This window comes from Nostoc sp. ChiVER01, from assembly GCF_034531155.1.
In the GTDB taxonomy this organism is placed as follows: Bacteria; Cyanobacteriota; Cyanobacteriia; order Cyanobacteriales; family Nostocaceae; genus Nostoc.
Genome location: NZ_JAVRBS010000016.1, coordinates 140,677 through 157,386 on the forward strand (window position 1 = coordinate 140,677; position 16,710 = coordinate 157,386).

Annotated in this window: 14 protein-coding genes and 1 pseudogene; 6 read left to right on the plus strand and 9 right to left on the minus strand. The window is 38.8% G+C overall.

Annotated elements, in window-relative coordinates:
• The first annotated feature begins 343 nt into the window (after nucleotides 1-343).
• From RMY00_RS21110 to RMY00_RS21125, 4 genes are all read left to right on the plus strand, one after another.
• A complete protein-coding gene (locus tag RMY00_RS21110) occupies nucleotides 344-1,861 on the plus strand; it encodes a thioredoxin-like domain-containing protein (protein ID WP_322649404.1) in 1,518 nt (505 codons plus the stop codon).
• Nucleotides 1,862-2,083: 222 nt separating this feature from the next.
• Nucleotides 2,084-2,455: a KGK domain-containing protein gene (locus RMY00_RS21115; RefSeq protein ID WP_322649405.1), complete on the plus strand. Its 372-nt coding sequence runs from the start codon at nucleotides 2,084-2,086 to the stop codon at nucleotides 2,453-2,455.
• A 100-nt stretch (nucleotides 2,456-2,555) separates the two neighbouring features.
• Entirely contained in the window at nucleotides 2,556-3,206 is a 651-nt protein-coding gene (locus RMY00_RS21120) for a Uma2 family endonuclease (RefSeq protein ID WP_322649406.1), read from the plus strand.
• A 152-nt stretch (nucleotides 3,207-3,358) separates the two neighbouring features.
• Nucleotides 3,359-4,375: an RluA family pseudouridine synthase gene (locus RMY00_RS21125; RefSeq protein ID WP_322649407.1), complete on the plus strand. Its 1,017-nt coding sequence runs from the start codon at nucleotides 3,359-3,361 to the stop codon at nucleotides 4,373-4,375.
• 197 nt (nucleotides 4,376-4,572) lie between these two features.
• Here RMY00_RS21125 and RMY00_RS21130 read toward each other — a convergent pair whose 3' ends face one another.
• The 7 genes from RMY00_RS21130 to hemC form a co-directional block, all read right to left on the minus strand.
• Nucleotides 4,573-5,340, minus strand: a complete 768-nt coding sequence (locus tag RMY00_RS21130; RefSeq protein WP_322649408.1) for a phycobilisome rod-core linker polypeptide — start codon at nucleotides 5,338-5,340, stop codon at nucleotides 4,573-4,575.
• Between the two features lie 379 nt (nucleotides 5,341-5,719).
• The gene (locus tag RMY00_RS21135; protein ID WP_322649409.1) at nucleotides 5,720-6,274 is read right to left on the minus strand and encodes a hypothetical protein; all 555 of its coding nucleotides are present in this window, start codon (nucleotides 6,272-6,274) and stop codon (nucleotides 5,720-5,722) included.
• The gene (locus tag RMY00_RS21140; protein ID WP_322649441.1) at nucleotides 6,275-6,880 is read right to left on the minus strand and encodes a phycobiliprotein lyase; all 606 of its coding nucleotides are present in this window, start codon (nucleotides 6,878-6,880) and stop codon (nucleotides 6,275-6,277) included.
• A gap of 433 nt (nucleotides 6,881-7,313) precedes the next feature.
• The gene (locus RMY00_RS21145) at nucleotides 7,314-8,408 is read right to left on the minus strand and encodes an acyltransferase (RefSeq protein WP_322649410.1); all 1,095 of its coding nucleotides are present in this window, start codon (nucleotides 8,406-8,408) and stop codon (nucleotides 7,314-7,316) included.
• A 574-nt stretch (nucleotides 8,409-8,982) separates the two neighbouring features.
• Complete coding sequence (locus tag RMY00_RS21150) at nucleotides 8,983-10,182, minus strand: acyltransferase (protein ID WP_322649411.1); 1,200 nt, start codon at nucleotides 10,180-10,182, stop codon at nucleotides 8,983-8,985.
• A gap of 863 nt (nucleotides 10,183-11,045) precedes the next feature.
• A complete protein-coding gene (gene glgA / locus RMY00_RS21155) occupies nucleotides 11,046-12,485 on the minus strand; it encodes a glycogen synthase GlgA (protein ID WP_322649412.1) in 1,440 nt (479 codons plus the stop codon).
• Nucleotides 12,486-12,603: 118 nt separating this feature from the next.
• Entirely contained in the window at nucleotides 12,604-13,575 is a 972-nt protein-coding gene (gene hemC / locus RMY00_RS21160; protein ID WP_322649413.1) for a hydroxymethylbilane synthase, read from the minus strand.
• A gap of 174 nt (nucleotides 13,576-13,749) precedes the next feature.
• On the opposite strand from hemC, the pseudogene RMY00_RS21165 reads away from it, so the two are divergent.
• A pseudogene (locus RMY00_RS21165) lies at nucleotides 13,750-13,863 on the plus strand (IS200/IS605 family transposase); the annotation flags it as partial.
• A gap of 174 nt (nucleotides 13,864-14,037) precedes the next feature.
• Here RMY00_RS21165 and RMY00_RS21170 read toward each other — a convergent pair.
• Together RMY00_RS21170 and RMY00_RS21175 are read right to left on the minus strand one after the other, a co-directional pair.
• Nucleotides 14,038-14,643, minus strand: coding sequence for a hypothetical protein (locus RMY00_RS21170; RefSeq protein WP_322649414.1), 606 nt, complete (start codon nucleotides 14,641-14,643; stop codon nucleotides 14,038-14,040).
• A 396-nt stretch (nucleotides 14,644-15,039) separates the two neighbouring features.
• Nucleotides 15,040-15,462 (minus strand): lysozyme inhibitor LprI family protein, encoded by a 423-nt coding sequence (locus RMY00_RS21175; protein WP_322649415.1) that lies wholly within the window; start codon nucleotides 15,460-15,462, stop codon nucleotides 15,040-15,042.
• A 190-nt stretch (nucleotides 15,463-15,652) separates the two neighbouring features.
• Here RMY00_RS21175 and RMY00_RS21180 point away from each other — a divergent pair, with 190 nt between their 5' ends.
• A complete protein-coding gene (locus RMY00_RS21180) occupies nucleotides 15,653-16,624 on the plus strand; it encodes a YegS/Rv2252/BmrU family lipid kinase (RefSeq protein ID WP_322649416.1) in 972 nt (323 codons plus the stop codon).
• The last annotated feature ends 86 nt before the right edge of the window (nucleotides 16,625-16,710 follow it).

The following is a 16,710-nucleotide window of genomic DNA, read 5'->3' on the forward strand; positions in this document are numbered from 1 at the left end:
TGCATTGCTTAATCGAATGTTTTAATATTGCTGATAATCCTGATTCCATCAGCAGTTTAAAATCCCTTGAGCTATTGCCGCCGTATAGCTAAGGTACAGGATTTCGTAAATTCTGTCATTCCCATACTCTATACGGGAACGATAAATCTTATCAAGCTAAGTTTTTATGACGTCTGTTTTTAAGAGATTAAGCGGTGGGGTTGCTATGACTGTGGGAATCATAACTAATTATGCGAACATTATATTAATTACGAATTACGAATTACGTTAGCGCAGCGTTAGCGAGCCTTCTCTCAAGGAGAGACGCTGCGCGAACGAGCGTCACTACGAATTACAAATTAGTATGATTCCCCGTGTCAGAGCGCCAGAATTACCACAAAATTACTCTTGGCTCAATACCGATAAACCTTTGTCTCTTAAACAATTCAAAGGTAGAGTCGTAATTTTAGACTTTTGGACATACTGCTGTATCAATTGTCTGCATATTCTGCCAAACCTGAAATATTTAGAACAAAAATATAAAGATAGCCTTACCGTTATCGGTGTTCACTCTGCTAAATTTGACAACGAAAAAGAAACAGCAAATATTCGCCAGGCTATCCTGCGCTACGACATTGAACACCCAGTTATAGTTGACAATGGTTTTCGACTTTGGGAAGAGTATGCTGTACGTGCTTGGCCTACGTTAATAATTATTGATCCAGAAGGTTACGTGATTGGCCAAATTTCTGGTGAAGGAAATCGTGACACTTTAGACGAGTTGATTCAAAAGGTAATTCAGCAACACCAAGACAAAGGCACAATTAATTTTCAAGAACTCAGCTTGACTTTAGAGAAACAGCGCCAACCATTAATCACACCCCTAGCTTTTCCTGGTAAAATTCTAGCTACTCCAACGGGTTTATTCATCGCTGACTCTGGACATCATCGCCTGATTATGAGTAGTTTTGACGGCGAAATTCTGCACTTGATTGGTACTGGAAAATCTGGCTTAACTGATGGTGCTTTTAACGAAGCGCAATTTTTTGCACCACAGGGAATGGCTTATGATGCCGAAAATCAAATTCTTTATGTTGCTGATACAGAAAATCATACACTGCGGCGAGTTTATTTAAAGCATCAAGTAGTGCAAGCGATCGCAGGAACTGGTGAACAAAGCCGTAATATCTCTCCTCATGGCGGTGCTGGTTTAGAAACTGCGCTAAATTCTCCTTGGGATTTAGTCAAAGTGGGAAATACCTTGTTTATTGCAATGGCTGGGCCTCATCAAATTTGGCAAATGGATTTAGAAACTGGCATTATCAAAACTTATGCTGGTATTGGTGCAGAAGCGTGTATTGATGGTTCACTTACTGAATCTGCCTTTGCTCAACCTAGCGGTATCAGCACCGATGGGAATGAATTATATATTGCTGACAGTGAAGTTAGCTCAATTCGCGGTGTGGGAATTGTAGAACCGTACCAAGTGCGAACTGTTTGCGGTAGTGGGGGTTTATTTGATTTTGGTGATGTAGATGGACAAGGTGAAAATGTCCGTTTGCAGCACTGTTTAGGAGTGGAATATACTCAAAATTTTCTGTGGGTAGCAGATACTTATAATCACAAAATTAAATTGGTGAGTCCCAGTACAGGGAATTGTCAAACAGTTTTAGGAGATGGTACTAATGGCTTACAAGATGGCCAGGGTAAAAACACTCAGTTTTTTGAACCTTCAGGATTGAGCGTTTGGAGTTCACATTTATATATTGCTGATACTAATAACCATGCCATCCGCCGCGTAGATTTGGATACCTTTGAGGTGACAACGCTAGAGTTTCTTGGGTTGTGTGCGCCAGATGTATGTATTCCGCCGAATTTATAAAATGATAATCTTACGCGAAGGCGCAAAAATGCAAAGAAAACTCTGCGTATTTGGGTGAGATTTTAAAGAATAATGTTGTTGAGCGATCGCTTGATGCTGCTCAGATTGTTTCTTTACAGTTAATTATTCAGTATTTATACTAACTTACTGTTAATAAAACCTCAATATAATTTAGTAGTAAGTATAGACTGGCAACTTTTAATTATCAGTATAGATATTGGTATGAAAAATAAATTTATTCTTCTAGACTGTGGAGATGATGTCATTTTATTTGAGAATAATACTTATAAAGTAAGTAAATTAAGAGAGTTAGTTATACGACAATTTATCAAAAAATGGCGTCAGGAAATTTGTACACATAAAACTCCAATTAATAATGATTCAGTTGGTAGTTTGTTTGGCAGTATATCTGCTGGAGATGAGTCCATACCCTTCAGTGAAATTAAACTAAATGCTGTCAAAGATTGTCAGGTTATTAAACTTGATGGTAAAGGTTGGCAGAAGGGCAAATTAGAAATTAAAATATTTATATATCCTAATAGTCATCAACCAAATAATGTATGTCTTGAATTTCATCCACATGAACCCCTTTGAGATAAAATAACCTTGATAAAAACAACATGAATACTATCCTCCACATCACCACTGATGTCAAATTTGAGTAAAAATGAAATTATTTAACAACTAACATCCTATGGTTACTCTTCAACTCAAACAAATTCGAGTTCCACCAGGACAGAGAATAATACTGGAAGATGTGAGTTGGCAAGTATTTGAAGCAATTCTCAATGAGTTAGGGGAGCATCGCGGGAGTCGAGTAGCATACAGCCAAGGGACGTTAGAAATTATGGCTCCATTACCAGAACATGAGCGATCTAAGGTAATTATTGGAGATTTAGTGAAAGCCTTGCTAGATGAACTCGATCTCAATTGGGAGTCTTTAGGTTCAACTACCTTTAAGCGTAAAGATATAAGTGCGGGTATTGAACCCGATGATTGTTTTTATATTCAAAACTATAAGCTAATGATTGGGAAAGATAGGATCGACCTAACTGTTGATCCTCCTCCTGATTTGGCGATTGAAATTGATATCACCTCTAAAACCCAAATTAGTGCCTACGAGGCGTTAAAAGTACCTGAAATTTGGCGATATGAAAGCAAAAACCTAGAAATTAGCTTGCTGCAAGGTGAGCAATATGTGAAGTCTCTCATCAGCCCGACATTTCCCACTTTTTCCATCACAGAACTCATTCCCCGATTTGTGGAAATGGCGCGAAACACAGGAATGAGTTCAGCACTTAGAGTGTTTCGACAATTGGTAAGAAAACAAATACAAGATAGTTAAGGCAATAGAATTTGCGGATGTATAAATTCTCATCCGCCTCTGTAGACTAATTTCAAATCAAGGTTTCACCTGAGTAGACACGATTTATAACCCCCTTTTCAAGCATTTCGCGCTTTACTTAAAGAAAGGGGAATTAATAATCCAGAGCAATTATGACCGAATTTAATTTACAAATCCAAGAAAATAGCGAACACTTGTCAACTCCACTAGAGGATGCAACGTCTAGTTTAGTTCCCTTCAGGGATACGATACACTGCGTCAACACTAAAGGCAACGATCGCCTTGACCGTTACCTCTCCCAAGAATTACCAGACTTCTCCCGTTCCCGCATCCAACAGTTAATCGAACAGGGTAACGTCCAACTTAACGATAAAGTTTGTACATCTAAGAAGATCAATGTCAAGTTAGGCGATCGCATCACTCTCGAAATACCAGAAGCGCAACCTTTAGAACTCCTTGCAGAAGATATCCCCTTAGATATCCTTTACGAAGACGACCAGCTACTCATTCTCAACAAACCCGCAGGTTTAGTTGTCCATCCTGCACCCGGTCATCCCGATGGTACTTTGGTAAATGCTCTATTGGCACACTGCCCTAATTTACCAGGAATTGGCGGAGTCCAACGTCCGGGAATCGTCCATCGATTGGATAAGGATACAACAGGTGCGATCGCGATCGCTAAAACAGAAGTTGCTCATCATCACCTACAAGCACAACTCAAAGCTAAAACCGCACGCAGAGAATACTTAGGCGTCGTTTATGGTGCGCCAAAACTTGAAAGTGGCACAATTGACTTACCCATTGGTCGCCATTCACAAGACCGCAAAAAAATGGCTATTATGCCTGTTGAACAAGGCGGACGAGCCGCCGTCACTCATTGGCAAGTACTAGAACGCCTCGGTAACTTCACCTTAATCCACTTCCAACTAGAAACTGGACGCACCCATCAAATTCGCGTCCACAGCGCCAAAATGGGGCATCCCATTGTCGGCGACCCAGTTTATAGTTCTGGTCATTCAGTAGGGGTAAATTTGCCCGGTCAAGCACTGCACGCTTGGCGACTAAAATTGCAACATCCCGTATCTGGAGAGTTGATTGAAGTGACAGCAAACCCTCCAAGTCACTTTACAAAACTTTTGGAGATGTTAAAAAGACGAACTACACTTTAAACTCATCCCGCATCTGAAAGCAGCACCATTTCACAGACATTAAGTCTTGCAAAAATCCCCTTTAACAACTAGCGTGCATTAGACATGGGATAGAGTCTGTTCCACTAGTTATACCTAAATGAAACTCCTACATAACCCAAGACTTATGCACGCTATAAAATGATCGGATGTACTAGACAGCCGTCGAACAAAAATCGTTACTTAATTCCAGCCAACTGGCGATAAGGTACAGACTTTTCGATATCGATGTTGAATGACGAGATCCTTTGTGGCGTATTGCCAGTTGCATTGACACTTTGTGCCATTGACAAGAATAGAGCTGGATCGCCTGCCTTTGGCTTTCGTTCTTGTGGAAGGAATCTGCGTACTTCGACCTGCCAAATAATTTGGGGGAAACCCAGTTTGGCACGGTGGTAAGCTTCGTATCGTGGAGATTTGATGTTGAATGGCAACTCACCCTCAGCACGGGATGGCAATATGCGACGGCGCTGATAAGGTACTGTGGAGTCTCCAAAATTGCTCAGGTACTCTTCAGTGTTGAGGACTTCATCAACAAAGCCTCTAATACCTTTGGTTGCTACTACAATTGACCAGGCAATTTTTTCCCGCTCACTGTATGGGTCGCGTCCTAGAGCGCGTTGGATTACTTGCTCAACAAAGCGATAATTATTGTTGAGATCGTAGAAGCTTTTCTTAAAGGTATCGGAAAGCAGCAAGCCACGAATAAAGTCCCGCACTGTAATCTGTCCATTACGGAGTTGGGACTCTAAAAATGTTTGGCGATCAGCAGCAAAGGCATGAAAGAAAATTTGACGATATGCTGCATCAATCAGAAGGTCTAAATCTGATGGAGAAAGCAGATTGTCTGTAGTAAAAATCCTGGGCTGTTCATCACCCGGTACTTCGTATGCAGCTACACGCTGATTTTGACTTGAAGGGTCGTATGTTAACAGAGGAATTGCCACTCTAAAGCCTCCATATTTCTTAATTAAAGTTAACAACTTTAGATCACATATTAAGGGAGTAGTTGTATCAAAACTTCAGATTCTGATAAAATTTCACGAAACTTAACCAAGGGGAACTTATCTATTCCAAAAAACAAGGATTAGCTTGTTGGACTCAACCCATAGCTAACTTATAAAAGGAGTAAGGCTTTCAGCCTAATAACTACTTAAAAAATTTTATTTACATACTTTAGATTAGAAGATTCAGTTTCACCTTTTTGAAATTAAGCAATAATTTTTAACATATAGCAAAAGAAATTAATGGGGAGTGGGGAGTGAAGAATTAAGGGCAAGGGGAGAGACTTGTTGCAAGTTCTCACCTCTTGTCTCTTTGTTTTCCCTACCCTCTACTCCCTTGACCTATCCAAAATTCCAAGGGATCTATGGTTGATTTACAGTGAGGCCAGCTACGCAAAGTTGCTTCCATACCTGCCTCCCAGTAAGGTGGTTCTAATCCCAGCCCTAAACATAGATGAGATAGGATGCTAGCAAACTGCTGATTGTGACCAAAGTCTCCTAGATGGGCATGGGCGTATTCATGAACGACTACACCAAACCAGTCTCTAGGTGCAATTCGACCAACATCTACCAGAATAGTTACTGGGTTTGTGAGAATATTGCATAGCCCGTCGATGCCGAAGGATTGAGCTATGGGGACTGCGAAAATTTGGATGTGGCGACGCTCTTGGGGATGAAAGCACTCATGGCAAAGGTCTAGATAGGTATTGATCTGAGCGTTAATAGTGTTAATATTATCGCCGATCCAGGTACAAATGGGGATGCGATCGCGCACATTATCGAACACATCAACCATACCCGGTTCTAGGGCAAACCTCTGTACTTGATACAGATAATCTCGGCCACGAGTAAAAGCATCGGTCTGCTTGAGAATCATTCACCAGCCCAAAACTGAATAAAACTTTCTTTTTTCCAAAACATCCGACCCTTGTTTTTCTGTTATTTGTTCTGGGTTAGAAGTTTCAATACGAGTTTCGGTACAAAATGATGCAGTGCTGAAGCCACCAAAGCGTTTCACTGTACTGGTTCGTAGTCGCATATTTGGGCTAGCGAACCAGAATCTCTCAATGGAACTCATTGTTTCGTATTCGGTTGTCAACACTAGCCCATCTTCATCATCCATGTGAAAAAGACCTACTACAGGCATAATTTCAGCGTAGCCTCTTTCACGGAGTAATTTACCAGATCTCGGGTTATCGCCATCAGGCACGATCGCAAATATGGTTTTCCCTTGATGGTTCTCATCATTTTCTCTATCCCAAGCCATTGTACCAAGCCAACGCACCCGTGAGCCACCTACTGACAGGCTAGGGTCAATCTGATGATACTGGCACAGTTCAATGATTTCTGGATGATTGGCATCTAGAGTTTCTACCTGTATATCCGATTCTCCTGTTTCTGAGCGTTTAAAGGGCAGGTGATGAGTTGCACGTTGCGATCGCCACTTACCAGCACTTAACTGAAAAAAGTCCATTGCGTCTATCAATCTTCTAACTCCTACTTATTACTCCTGCGGATGATGTTTTACGGTTTTTTATTTTTATAGTTTTTGGTATATAAACATTGTGACATACTCCCCACCCTCGTCTGTGTAACCATTATAAAAAATAAGCAATTGAGATTAAGGATGCCAAAACGTCGTTTAATAGGTTCGTAATTATATGTAGTTCACGCTAACAAAACCATAACTCAACTATTACAGAATGGGCGTTTTTGAGGATTAGGCTCGTTACTTATAGTTTTTCTCATAAAATAAATAACAGATGCCTTCAAATTGAGAATAAAATATTACTACTGCTTATCTATAGCAATCCTATCTGATTTATTTATTAAAATTCGCAGTGTCTATATCCCGACTTATTTAAGAAGTCGGGTATCTAACTTTTCACGAATGATTTAGAATTGCTACACCACTATTAAGCCATTTTAGCAAATACTTTTTTCCTTAAATTTCCAATTAATGGTTTCTCAATATAAGAATGAACTATACATCCCATAGCTACTGTTAATATAATAATTATAAATGCAATAGCGTTGTAATATATACTGTAATTTTGACTCAAATGTAAAATATTGAATTTATCTATTAATTTATTGAATATTTTGCTTATATTACTTAAGAAAAAGCCGTGTGTTAAATATATAGAATAAGACGCATTACCTAAATAAATTAGGATTGGTGATACATTTATTGCTTTTGTTACTTCTAAATGAACAGATCCGATAATCAGTAAGGTAAAGGGAATTCCATAAGCTACTAATGAAGAGATACCTGAAACATTAAATTCACCATATTTTGTATTTATAACTGATATCATCAACAAAAATATTGAAGCATAAATTAATGATGTTCCAAACTTAAATTGATATTTATATATCGTATAAGCAGCTAAACAACCCAGCACAAACTCTAGATTATGTGGAGAAAATATAAAGTTTAGCAGATAGCTTTTGCCAATTGGTAAAACATTAAATAGATTAAGAGTTATACCAATTATCCAAGCAAAAATTATTGCTCGGTAAATTTTTGTGTTTTTCAGTATTAGGAAACCAAATATACAGTAGAAAAACACTTCATAGCAGAGTGTCCAACTGACACCAATAAAACTACTCTCTAGAATAGACCGATCTTGGGGTATCAACAAAAAAGCCTCGATAATTTCGGCTGCACTTCGCTGATAAATACTATCTTTACCAGTATTAAATAGAGAAGCTAAAATTTTGATGCCTAAAATGCTCCAATATAATGGATACACGCGAATAAATCTTTTAAAAACAAAAGGCGTAAACTTATCAGGTTTACCTATATCAGATTGATGAATATAAAATATAATAAATCCACTAAGTACGAAAAAGAAATCAACGCCTATCCAACCGAAATGAAATTTTTGCAATAAATATAAATTATTTTGATGTAGTTCACGAGAAACTATTCCATTCCCGTGGTGAAGAATTACCATTAGAGCAGCTATACCGCGATATACTTGTAGTAAGTTTAATTTTTTGTTCATAGTAATTGCAGGGTTAGTTGTAAAAACTAATTAAATCACTAAATGTTAAGAATAGTGTAATACCAATTCACTAAAATAAATTATGCAACCGATGTAAACCTTGAAAGGCAAGTATCTCTAATTTTTTTAATTGCAAATTGCTCTCTTCTCTACGAGACGCTTTGCAAACGGAGCGAGGCTTTTGTAATAGCGTCCCTAATAGTTGCCCATTGCGAATTGGTATGACTGTTCATTTTTGTAATCAAGCAATAACTTTAGAAGTAACAGCAATAGGAAGAGATAATATTGCTCAACAGCAAAACTATCTTTTAAGCTTCGTGCTACTTTCGACAACTTTTACTTGTTTATAAATTGTAAGTAGTCCGGGATCATTTAACCTAGATTATCTTTGGCTAACTAGATTGACTTTGGTTTTAATGCCTAACTCAGGTATACTACCATATACCTGAGTTGTTGCGTTAGAGAATATTAGCAAAAATACAGTGAGACAGGACATATTATAGAGTCAGTAAGTTGCCATGCCTCCGGAAAGGTTTCACCATAAATAGGCGTCTTGATTTGCTCTGTATAGCAGTTAAGCTTGATTTAAACCTCTGTTTTTTATCCAAGACATAATTAGATTTCTCAACTTGCCTGTTTTTGACTCAGTAAAATGTGCTATGACAACCGCATATAAAAATACAAATACAACTATGATAAGCGCCAAGAATATGTGTAAAATATCTGGTTCCCAAGGGCGATCGCTAATTACACATGCTCTAATAAAGCACAGTATTGGCATGTGGACAAGATAAAGAGTATAAGAACATCCTGCTAAACCTTTTGAAAATTTTTCGTATATTCCTTCTTGCCTTATTTCACTACGATTATTAACTAAAAAATATATCATAATAGCAGTAGAAATTCCTATAGAAAAGTCTGCTATTTCTCGGACAATAAAACGCTCACTGATTAATGTAATGCACAGGATTAGTATAGACAAAAAAGTGAGGAGCTTGAGGACATTTTTATTATTAAGATATTTAGAAGGATGAGATATACTAACTAATGCTCCCATTAGCCAAACCAGAAAATAAATTCTAATTTCTGAACTAACCATGAGTAATATAGCTGAAGCTAAACAAGCATATAAGACACGAGCTTTTAAAGATTTAGCAAAAAACAATAGGATGATAGAAGGAAAAAGTATATAGTACCAAAACTCATAGGCTAAACTCCAAACTGCCTTATTTGAACCAAATAAATCTACAAAAATCGTTTGTACAAAAGCTAGAGTTCCCAAAGCATTTTTAAACGTAAAATTTTCCAAAATTTTATAAGTTGCCAAATGACCGTTGTGAAACTTTTCTCCATAAAAGCTATCTTGTCCAGTACCAAATATTTTTATACCAAGAGAATCCCAAAAAGAAGATAGTAATAAAGCAGGAATTAATACGATATATAAGCGTGTTAAACGATCTACTAAATAATTAACCCAAGACCATTGCTTTTGCTGAATTCTCTTTATGACGCTAGTTGAAATAAAAAATCCACTTAGGACAAAAAAAATCATTACAGATTGATGACCCAATACTGTTAATGAATTTAACCTTTTTATAAAAAAACTAGGATTACTAATTTCTGCATATTCTATAAATAATAGAATTCTTGTGTGACCAATAAAAACTAATAAGGAAGCTAAACCTCTTAGTAGATCAAGATGAGTTGACCATCGATAATTCCTGATTGAAGGAATATTATAAATAGGCTGCGTCTGAGTTTCTGTTTCTAGCATTTTGGATATTTAACAACCTTTTCCTAATTAAACCGTTAAAACATGAAAAAATATTCAAGAAAAAATTGGTAGCTCAATACAATAAATAATATACAATTATCTATATATGAATACTTATAAGTTTCCAAGAAGGTTTTTTAAAGCTTGTCCAAAGTCTATGGGGGCTTCATTAAACTCCAATTAGGAAGATAAGATGTTCTAAATAAACTCAGGAATTTCATCATCAATTAATAAGATTTAGTTAGGCTCTTTGTTATCTTTGCGTCCTCTGTGCCTTTTCTGCGAGATAGTGCGCGTTGGCAGACCCTCTCGTAGAGAAGGCGGTAGCCTGCACCGCTTTGCGTCTACATTAAAAAATTGATTTGAAATAGAGTTTTGACCTTAATTGAACCGTATTACATTATCAATGCAATTAATGTTTTTTTATTAGTCTAAAAAATAATATAGAAGTAATGTTCAATTTAAGGTACTTCTATATTAATAGGAACTCATAACAACAAAGTTTTTTTGACTTTTATCTAGTCGCAGTAATAAAGCAGCGTTAGATGGCAATCCTATGTAAGTTTTACCTAAAAAATAAAATATATCAAGGTTTGTGTGGAATAGTATTAGATGCTTATAAAGCAATACGGTTCAATTAAGGATTTTTGGTATTGATTTCAGTAGAGACGCGAAATTTCGCGTCTCTACTGAGGATTTTGGACTTAACTTAACGATATTGATTTATAAAGAAAGAATTGTTTTAAAAATAAAAAAACTCATGATTAGCATTTTTAGATATCAGGTTAATCTAAACAATGCTATCGATCATGAGTTCAAAAATGAGGTGCATGGTGCATACATCTGTACGCCCCTATAGAGGTTTATGATTTGCTATTAGCGATCGCTTCCTTTAAGACTAACTCTGACTGTGGTGTTTCCTCTTCTTCTGGTAGACCGTAAATTGACCTGTACAACTTCACGTATTCTTTTGCAGATTGATACCAACTAAAGTCTTGGGCCATGCCCCGCTTTTGTAGTTCTAGCCATTGTGGTTTAAAACGGAAGCCTTCCCAAGCCCTGATCATACAGGTGAAAAGGTCTAGGGGTTCATAGCGGTCAAAGCAATAACCTGTACCTGCTGCATTTTCGGGGTCGTGATGGCTTACGGTATCAACTAATCCACCTGTGCGGCGGACAATAGGCACAGAACCGTAGCGTAAAGACATCATTTGGCTGATACCGCATGGTTCAAAACGACTAGGCATTAAGAAAGCATCAGTACCAGCGTAGATGCGGCGAGACAGGGCATCGTTATACAGTAAGTAAGTTGCCATGCGTCCGGGAAAGCGGGATGCTAATTGCCACATCTGAGTTTCATAGTAGCGATCGCCTGTCCCTAAAAGAATAAACTGTGCATCTGTATAAGAGAGGAAGCGATCAAGGATTTGTAATATCAAATCAATGCCTTTTTGTTCTACTAATCGGGTCACAATCCCAATTAAAAAGGCTTTGGAGTTGACTTCTAATCCTACCTCTTCTTGCAAAGCAATTTTGTTGGCTTTACGTTTATCTAAGGTATCAGCAGTGAAGGTTTGGGCAATGTATTTATCATCTTCTGGGTTATAAATTTCAGTATCAATTCCATTAATAATCCCAGATAATTTACCGCTAATAAACGACAGCAAGCCTTCTAAAGTTTCACCATAAGTAGGTGTCTTGATTTGCTCGGCATAGGTGGGCGAAACTGTATTTACCTTATTAGCAAATTGCACCGCCGCCGCCATTGTGTTGTGTCCTTGCATATACCAAGGACACCAAGTAATTTTTTCTAAATACCAACGCCACGGCCCTTGATAAGCCAGATTATGAATGGTGAAGACTGTGGTGATATCAGGATCTTGGTGCATCCATACGGGAATCATCCCCGTATGCCAATCATGGCAATGGATAATTTCCGGTTTCCAGTAATTCCAGGCAAACTCGGCTGCACCATTAGCAAATAAAGTGAACCGCCAGTCTTCATCATCTCCGGAATAAATGCGGCGGGGCATGAAGGCAGGATGTCCAAATAAGTACAAGGGAACATCAGTACCAGGCAGGACGCTTTCGTATACTGCAAAATGCTGGAACATGGCATCGCCCCACCAGATAGGTTCATAGGGAATTTCCATTTTGTCTGGCAGGAAGCCATAGTAAGGCAAGAATATCCGCACATCATGCCCCATTTCTCTCAGAAATTTCGGTAATGCCCCAACAACATCACCCATTCCTCCTACTTTGGCAATGGGTGCTGCCTCTGCTGCCACAAATAGAATCCGCATGGTAATTTTTGCTTCCCCGGTTCTGTCTATATTGTCAAATTAACTCTTGTCGCGTCTGGCACATCTTTTGTGCAACAACGATCAATTCTTATCTAATCACATCGGCTTGCCCAATTGGTTAAGAACCGCGTTGAATCACTGCAAAAATTTCTGCTAAAATTTCTTGCGCTCCTTGTTGTCGTAACACTTGTGCTAGTTCTGTGCCTAACGCTTCCGCATTATTGGCAATCCCAGTGACGGTATCTTTTACGAACTTTTGACCATCTACACTAGCCACTATCCCTGTTAAGGTCAAATTATCACCGGATATTTCTGTATTTACACCAATAGGTACTTGACAGCCACCTTCTAGAGAGCGTAGAAAAGATCGTTCAGCGAGACAGCGATCGCGTGTTTCGGGGTGTTCGATTGCTTTGAGTAGAGATAGCACTTCGCTATCATCAGCACGGCATTCTATCCCTAAAGCACCTTGTCCTACGGCATGAAGAGAAATTTCTTTAGGGAGAATTTGATGAACGCGATCACCCATTCCCAATCTCTCTAACCCTGCTGCGGCCAAAATCAAAGCATCGTATTCGCCTGCATCCAGTTTTGCCAACCGTGTAATCAAGTTTCCTCGCACATCCTTAAAGGTAAAGTGGGGGAAGTGATGACGTAACTGTGCTAACCGCCGCAACGAAGATGTACCAATTACTGCACCTTCTGGCAATGTATCAATTTGTTTATCTTTGTGCTTTTCATGCACCACTAATGCATCTGCTGGATTTTCCCGTTCAGTAATTGCTGCTAGCGTTAACCCTTCAGGTAAGTGAGTCGGCAGATCCTTGAGGGAATGAACGGCAAAGTCAATCTCTTGATTGAGCATTCCGAGTTCAAGTTCTTTAGTAAAAAGTCCTTTATCGCCAATCTTAGCTAATGCTACATCCAAGATTTTATCGCCTTGGGTAGACATGGTGTGGACTTCAAAAGTGAGATCGGGAAAGGCTTTCTGAAGTTGCTCTTGTACCCAGTAAGTCTGAACCAGAGCAAGTTGGCTTTTGCGCGAACCAATCCGAATAGTGCGTGGAGGACTAGAAACAACTGAAGTCATAAAACAATATATCAAACGGCGATAAATTCACTCTCATCTAGACTACCGTAGTCAGGGACTCATACTAATTTTGGGGTTTGGATTTTGGATTTTGGATTACAATTCTTTACCTAAGGCTGGTTCTAGGAATCTCCGACAGTATTACTTACCATTAAGCCAGATGTCCAAATTCCATTTCCCAGAGCTATTAAAATGCCAACTCTCTAGACTTCAAGTTATTTTGTGAGTACAGCAGGAAATGTTTGTATAGAAACACTGAAGCGTTATATTGAACAAAAAAAGATTTGAATACAGGATAAAGGAAAGCGGTTAGCTTTCATGCCTCGTCTAAAACCCTTAAAGATGTGTCCCCCTCAAAAGGACACATCTTTAAGGGTTTTCAGCATTGTTCTTATAAAGCCAGAGTATAGAGCCTCTATAAGCAAAAACGGCAGATTCGTCTGTACAGACTCCAGAATTATGCTATAAATACTCCAAGGTATAGTTATAACTACCGTTGTGATCATGTACACCGCCAGCCGGACAAGCTCCAAATGAGGGATTTCCCGCAAAAGCTAGTACTTGACATTTATTACACCAACGCCAGTTATCCTGCTGACCTGGAAGAAGAGGTGTATTGAAGATTAGAAGATAGTTATAACTACCGTTGTGATTATGTACACCGCCAGCTGGACAAGCTCCAAGTGACGCATTTCCTGCAAAAGCTAGCACTTGACATTTATTACACCAACGCCAGTTATCCTGGCCAGCAAGACGAGGTGTATCGTGGATTAGAATATAGTTATAACTACCGTTGTGATTATGTACACCGCCAGCTGGACAAGCTCCAAGTGACGCATTTCCTGCAAAAGCTAGTGCTTGACATTTATTACACCAACGCCAGTCATCCTGACGATTTACGAACTGAGCTAAGGTTGGCTGAAGCAAACTCAATCCAGTAGTAGTTACCCCAGCTACTCCTAGTCCTCCAATTTTTATATACTTTAAAAAATCTCGTCGTGTTTTCTTGTGAATCAAAACGGTGTTTTTACTCACGGAATAGTTAGGATGTCGTATTCGTTGTGACATACGTCTAAATTCCTAAATTTCATAAATACTATATTCTAAATATTCTTAGATCGCGTTAACACTGGTAAGCGGCTGGACAAAAATATTTACATTGCGAAATCGTGTTCGCGGAGCATCTGATAGAAAAGCAATCCAAAACCCTTAGGATTGCTTAGTTTCACTTTGTTCTATTCAGGAATCTCTACTTCAGCATAGACTTTGGTTTTTATTTTTAAATCCTTATCTAAGCTGGAATCAGAACATTCGATCATCTAGGATACCAGCCGTAATCATGCAGTGATATTCGTCTATTCTCCACTTCGCTGTATTTATGAGCGTAAATACACTTTTGTATCGGATTTTAACGCATTCATAGAAATTGCGAGATATTAAGAAAAATCACAATTTTTCTCAAAATCAGGGATCGGATTTGAGATATTCCTCTAATTCTTGGGTACGCCGTTTTGTAAGATTTTCTAGACAATTAAAATAAATGGTAGGGGCAATACTTCCTCCTTCATATCTGCTTCTCTCAAACTCACAATTGGTATCTCGAAACTTGAGCCATGCAAGTTGTGCAGCAATCAATTTCTGTTTCCTAGATGTTTCTAAGGTAGGTAGCAATTGTTGATAAACTTGATTCAGTCTTTTATCTGCCTTTTGATAAGATAACTTCGTGCATTCATTAATTGCTATTTGGGTTTGAGGATTATTACAGTTGACCGTTTGAACTAAGCGCATCTCCCGTAAATCAGGCGTTGTGCCTGCTATTGTCATGGTGGGAGTATTTAAACTGCTGAAAGTCAGCATACTTGCTAAAACTGGTAATAATTGACGCATGGCAAATTTTTATTGTTTCAGTAAAGACAAAACATACTTAAATACGCATCAACATCGGTATGTTCCAACCCAGAAAACTTCTAAACTTCTTACAAAAGGTAAACCAGCCGCCAGAAGGAAGATGAAGTTTCACAAGAATGCTAGAAAAAATTTGGTATTTTAGTGATCTAAGTTTAGCCTTTAATATTTTATGAATCGTTCCGCCTGCCTCATTTTCAATCCAGTTGCGGGTCAGGGTGACCCAGAGATAGAACTGGCAGAAATTCGGGCAATATTAGAGCCAGAAATTGACCTAGATATTTATCTTACAACTGAAGAAATCGATGCTGACGAACTGGCTTTAGCAGCTGTAGAGCGAGGGGTAGATGCAATCATTGCTTCAGGCGGAGATGGCACTCTCTCGGCGGCGGCAACGGCTGTAGTGGGTACTGATATTCCATTTGGCATTATTTCTAGAGGCACAGCAAACGCTTTTGCTACAGCTTTAGGAATTCCTGACACGATCGCAGGTGCATGTGAGACAATTTTGCAGGGAGGAACCCGCCATGTAGACGTAGCCTATTGCAATGATCGACCAATGGTACTTTTGGCAGGTATTGGCTTTGAAGCTGAAACTGTAGAATTGGCAGATAGGGACGCTAAGAATCGTTTTGGGATGATGGCCTACGTTTTTGCTGGAATTCAGCAACTGAGAAATTTAAAAAACTTTGATCTTGAAATTGAAACAGAAGACAGGATAATTAAGACTAGTGCCTGTGCAGTTACAGTAGCAAATGCTGCCCCTCCTACTTCAGTTTTGGCTCAAGGCCCAGCCGGTCTGATTTATGATGATGGGTTGCTAGATTTGACGATTGTAGCTCCAGTTAACAAAGCAGGAGCGATCGCAGCTACATTTCATCTATTTCAAACGGCTTCTACAGGTAACGCTGCCGAGCGAAATGATATTGGCTTCCTACGAGCCAAAGAATTTAAAATTACAACTAAACCACCGCAAAAAGTTGTTCTAGATGGTGAAATAGTAGGCACAACACCTGTAGAAATTAAGTGTGTACCAGCAGGTTTGAACATTTTTGTGCCATTAGTAGAAGAAGTTGAGCCTACCGAAAAACTAGAGGGACTTCCTAATCTGATTATTGAGATGAAAGACACAGTGGAGGAGTGAGGGCATTGAGCATCGGGCATGGGGCATTGGGCATGGGGCATTGGGAATTGGGCATGGGGCATGGGGCATGGGGCATTGGTTATTTC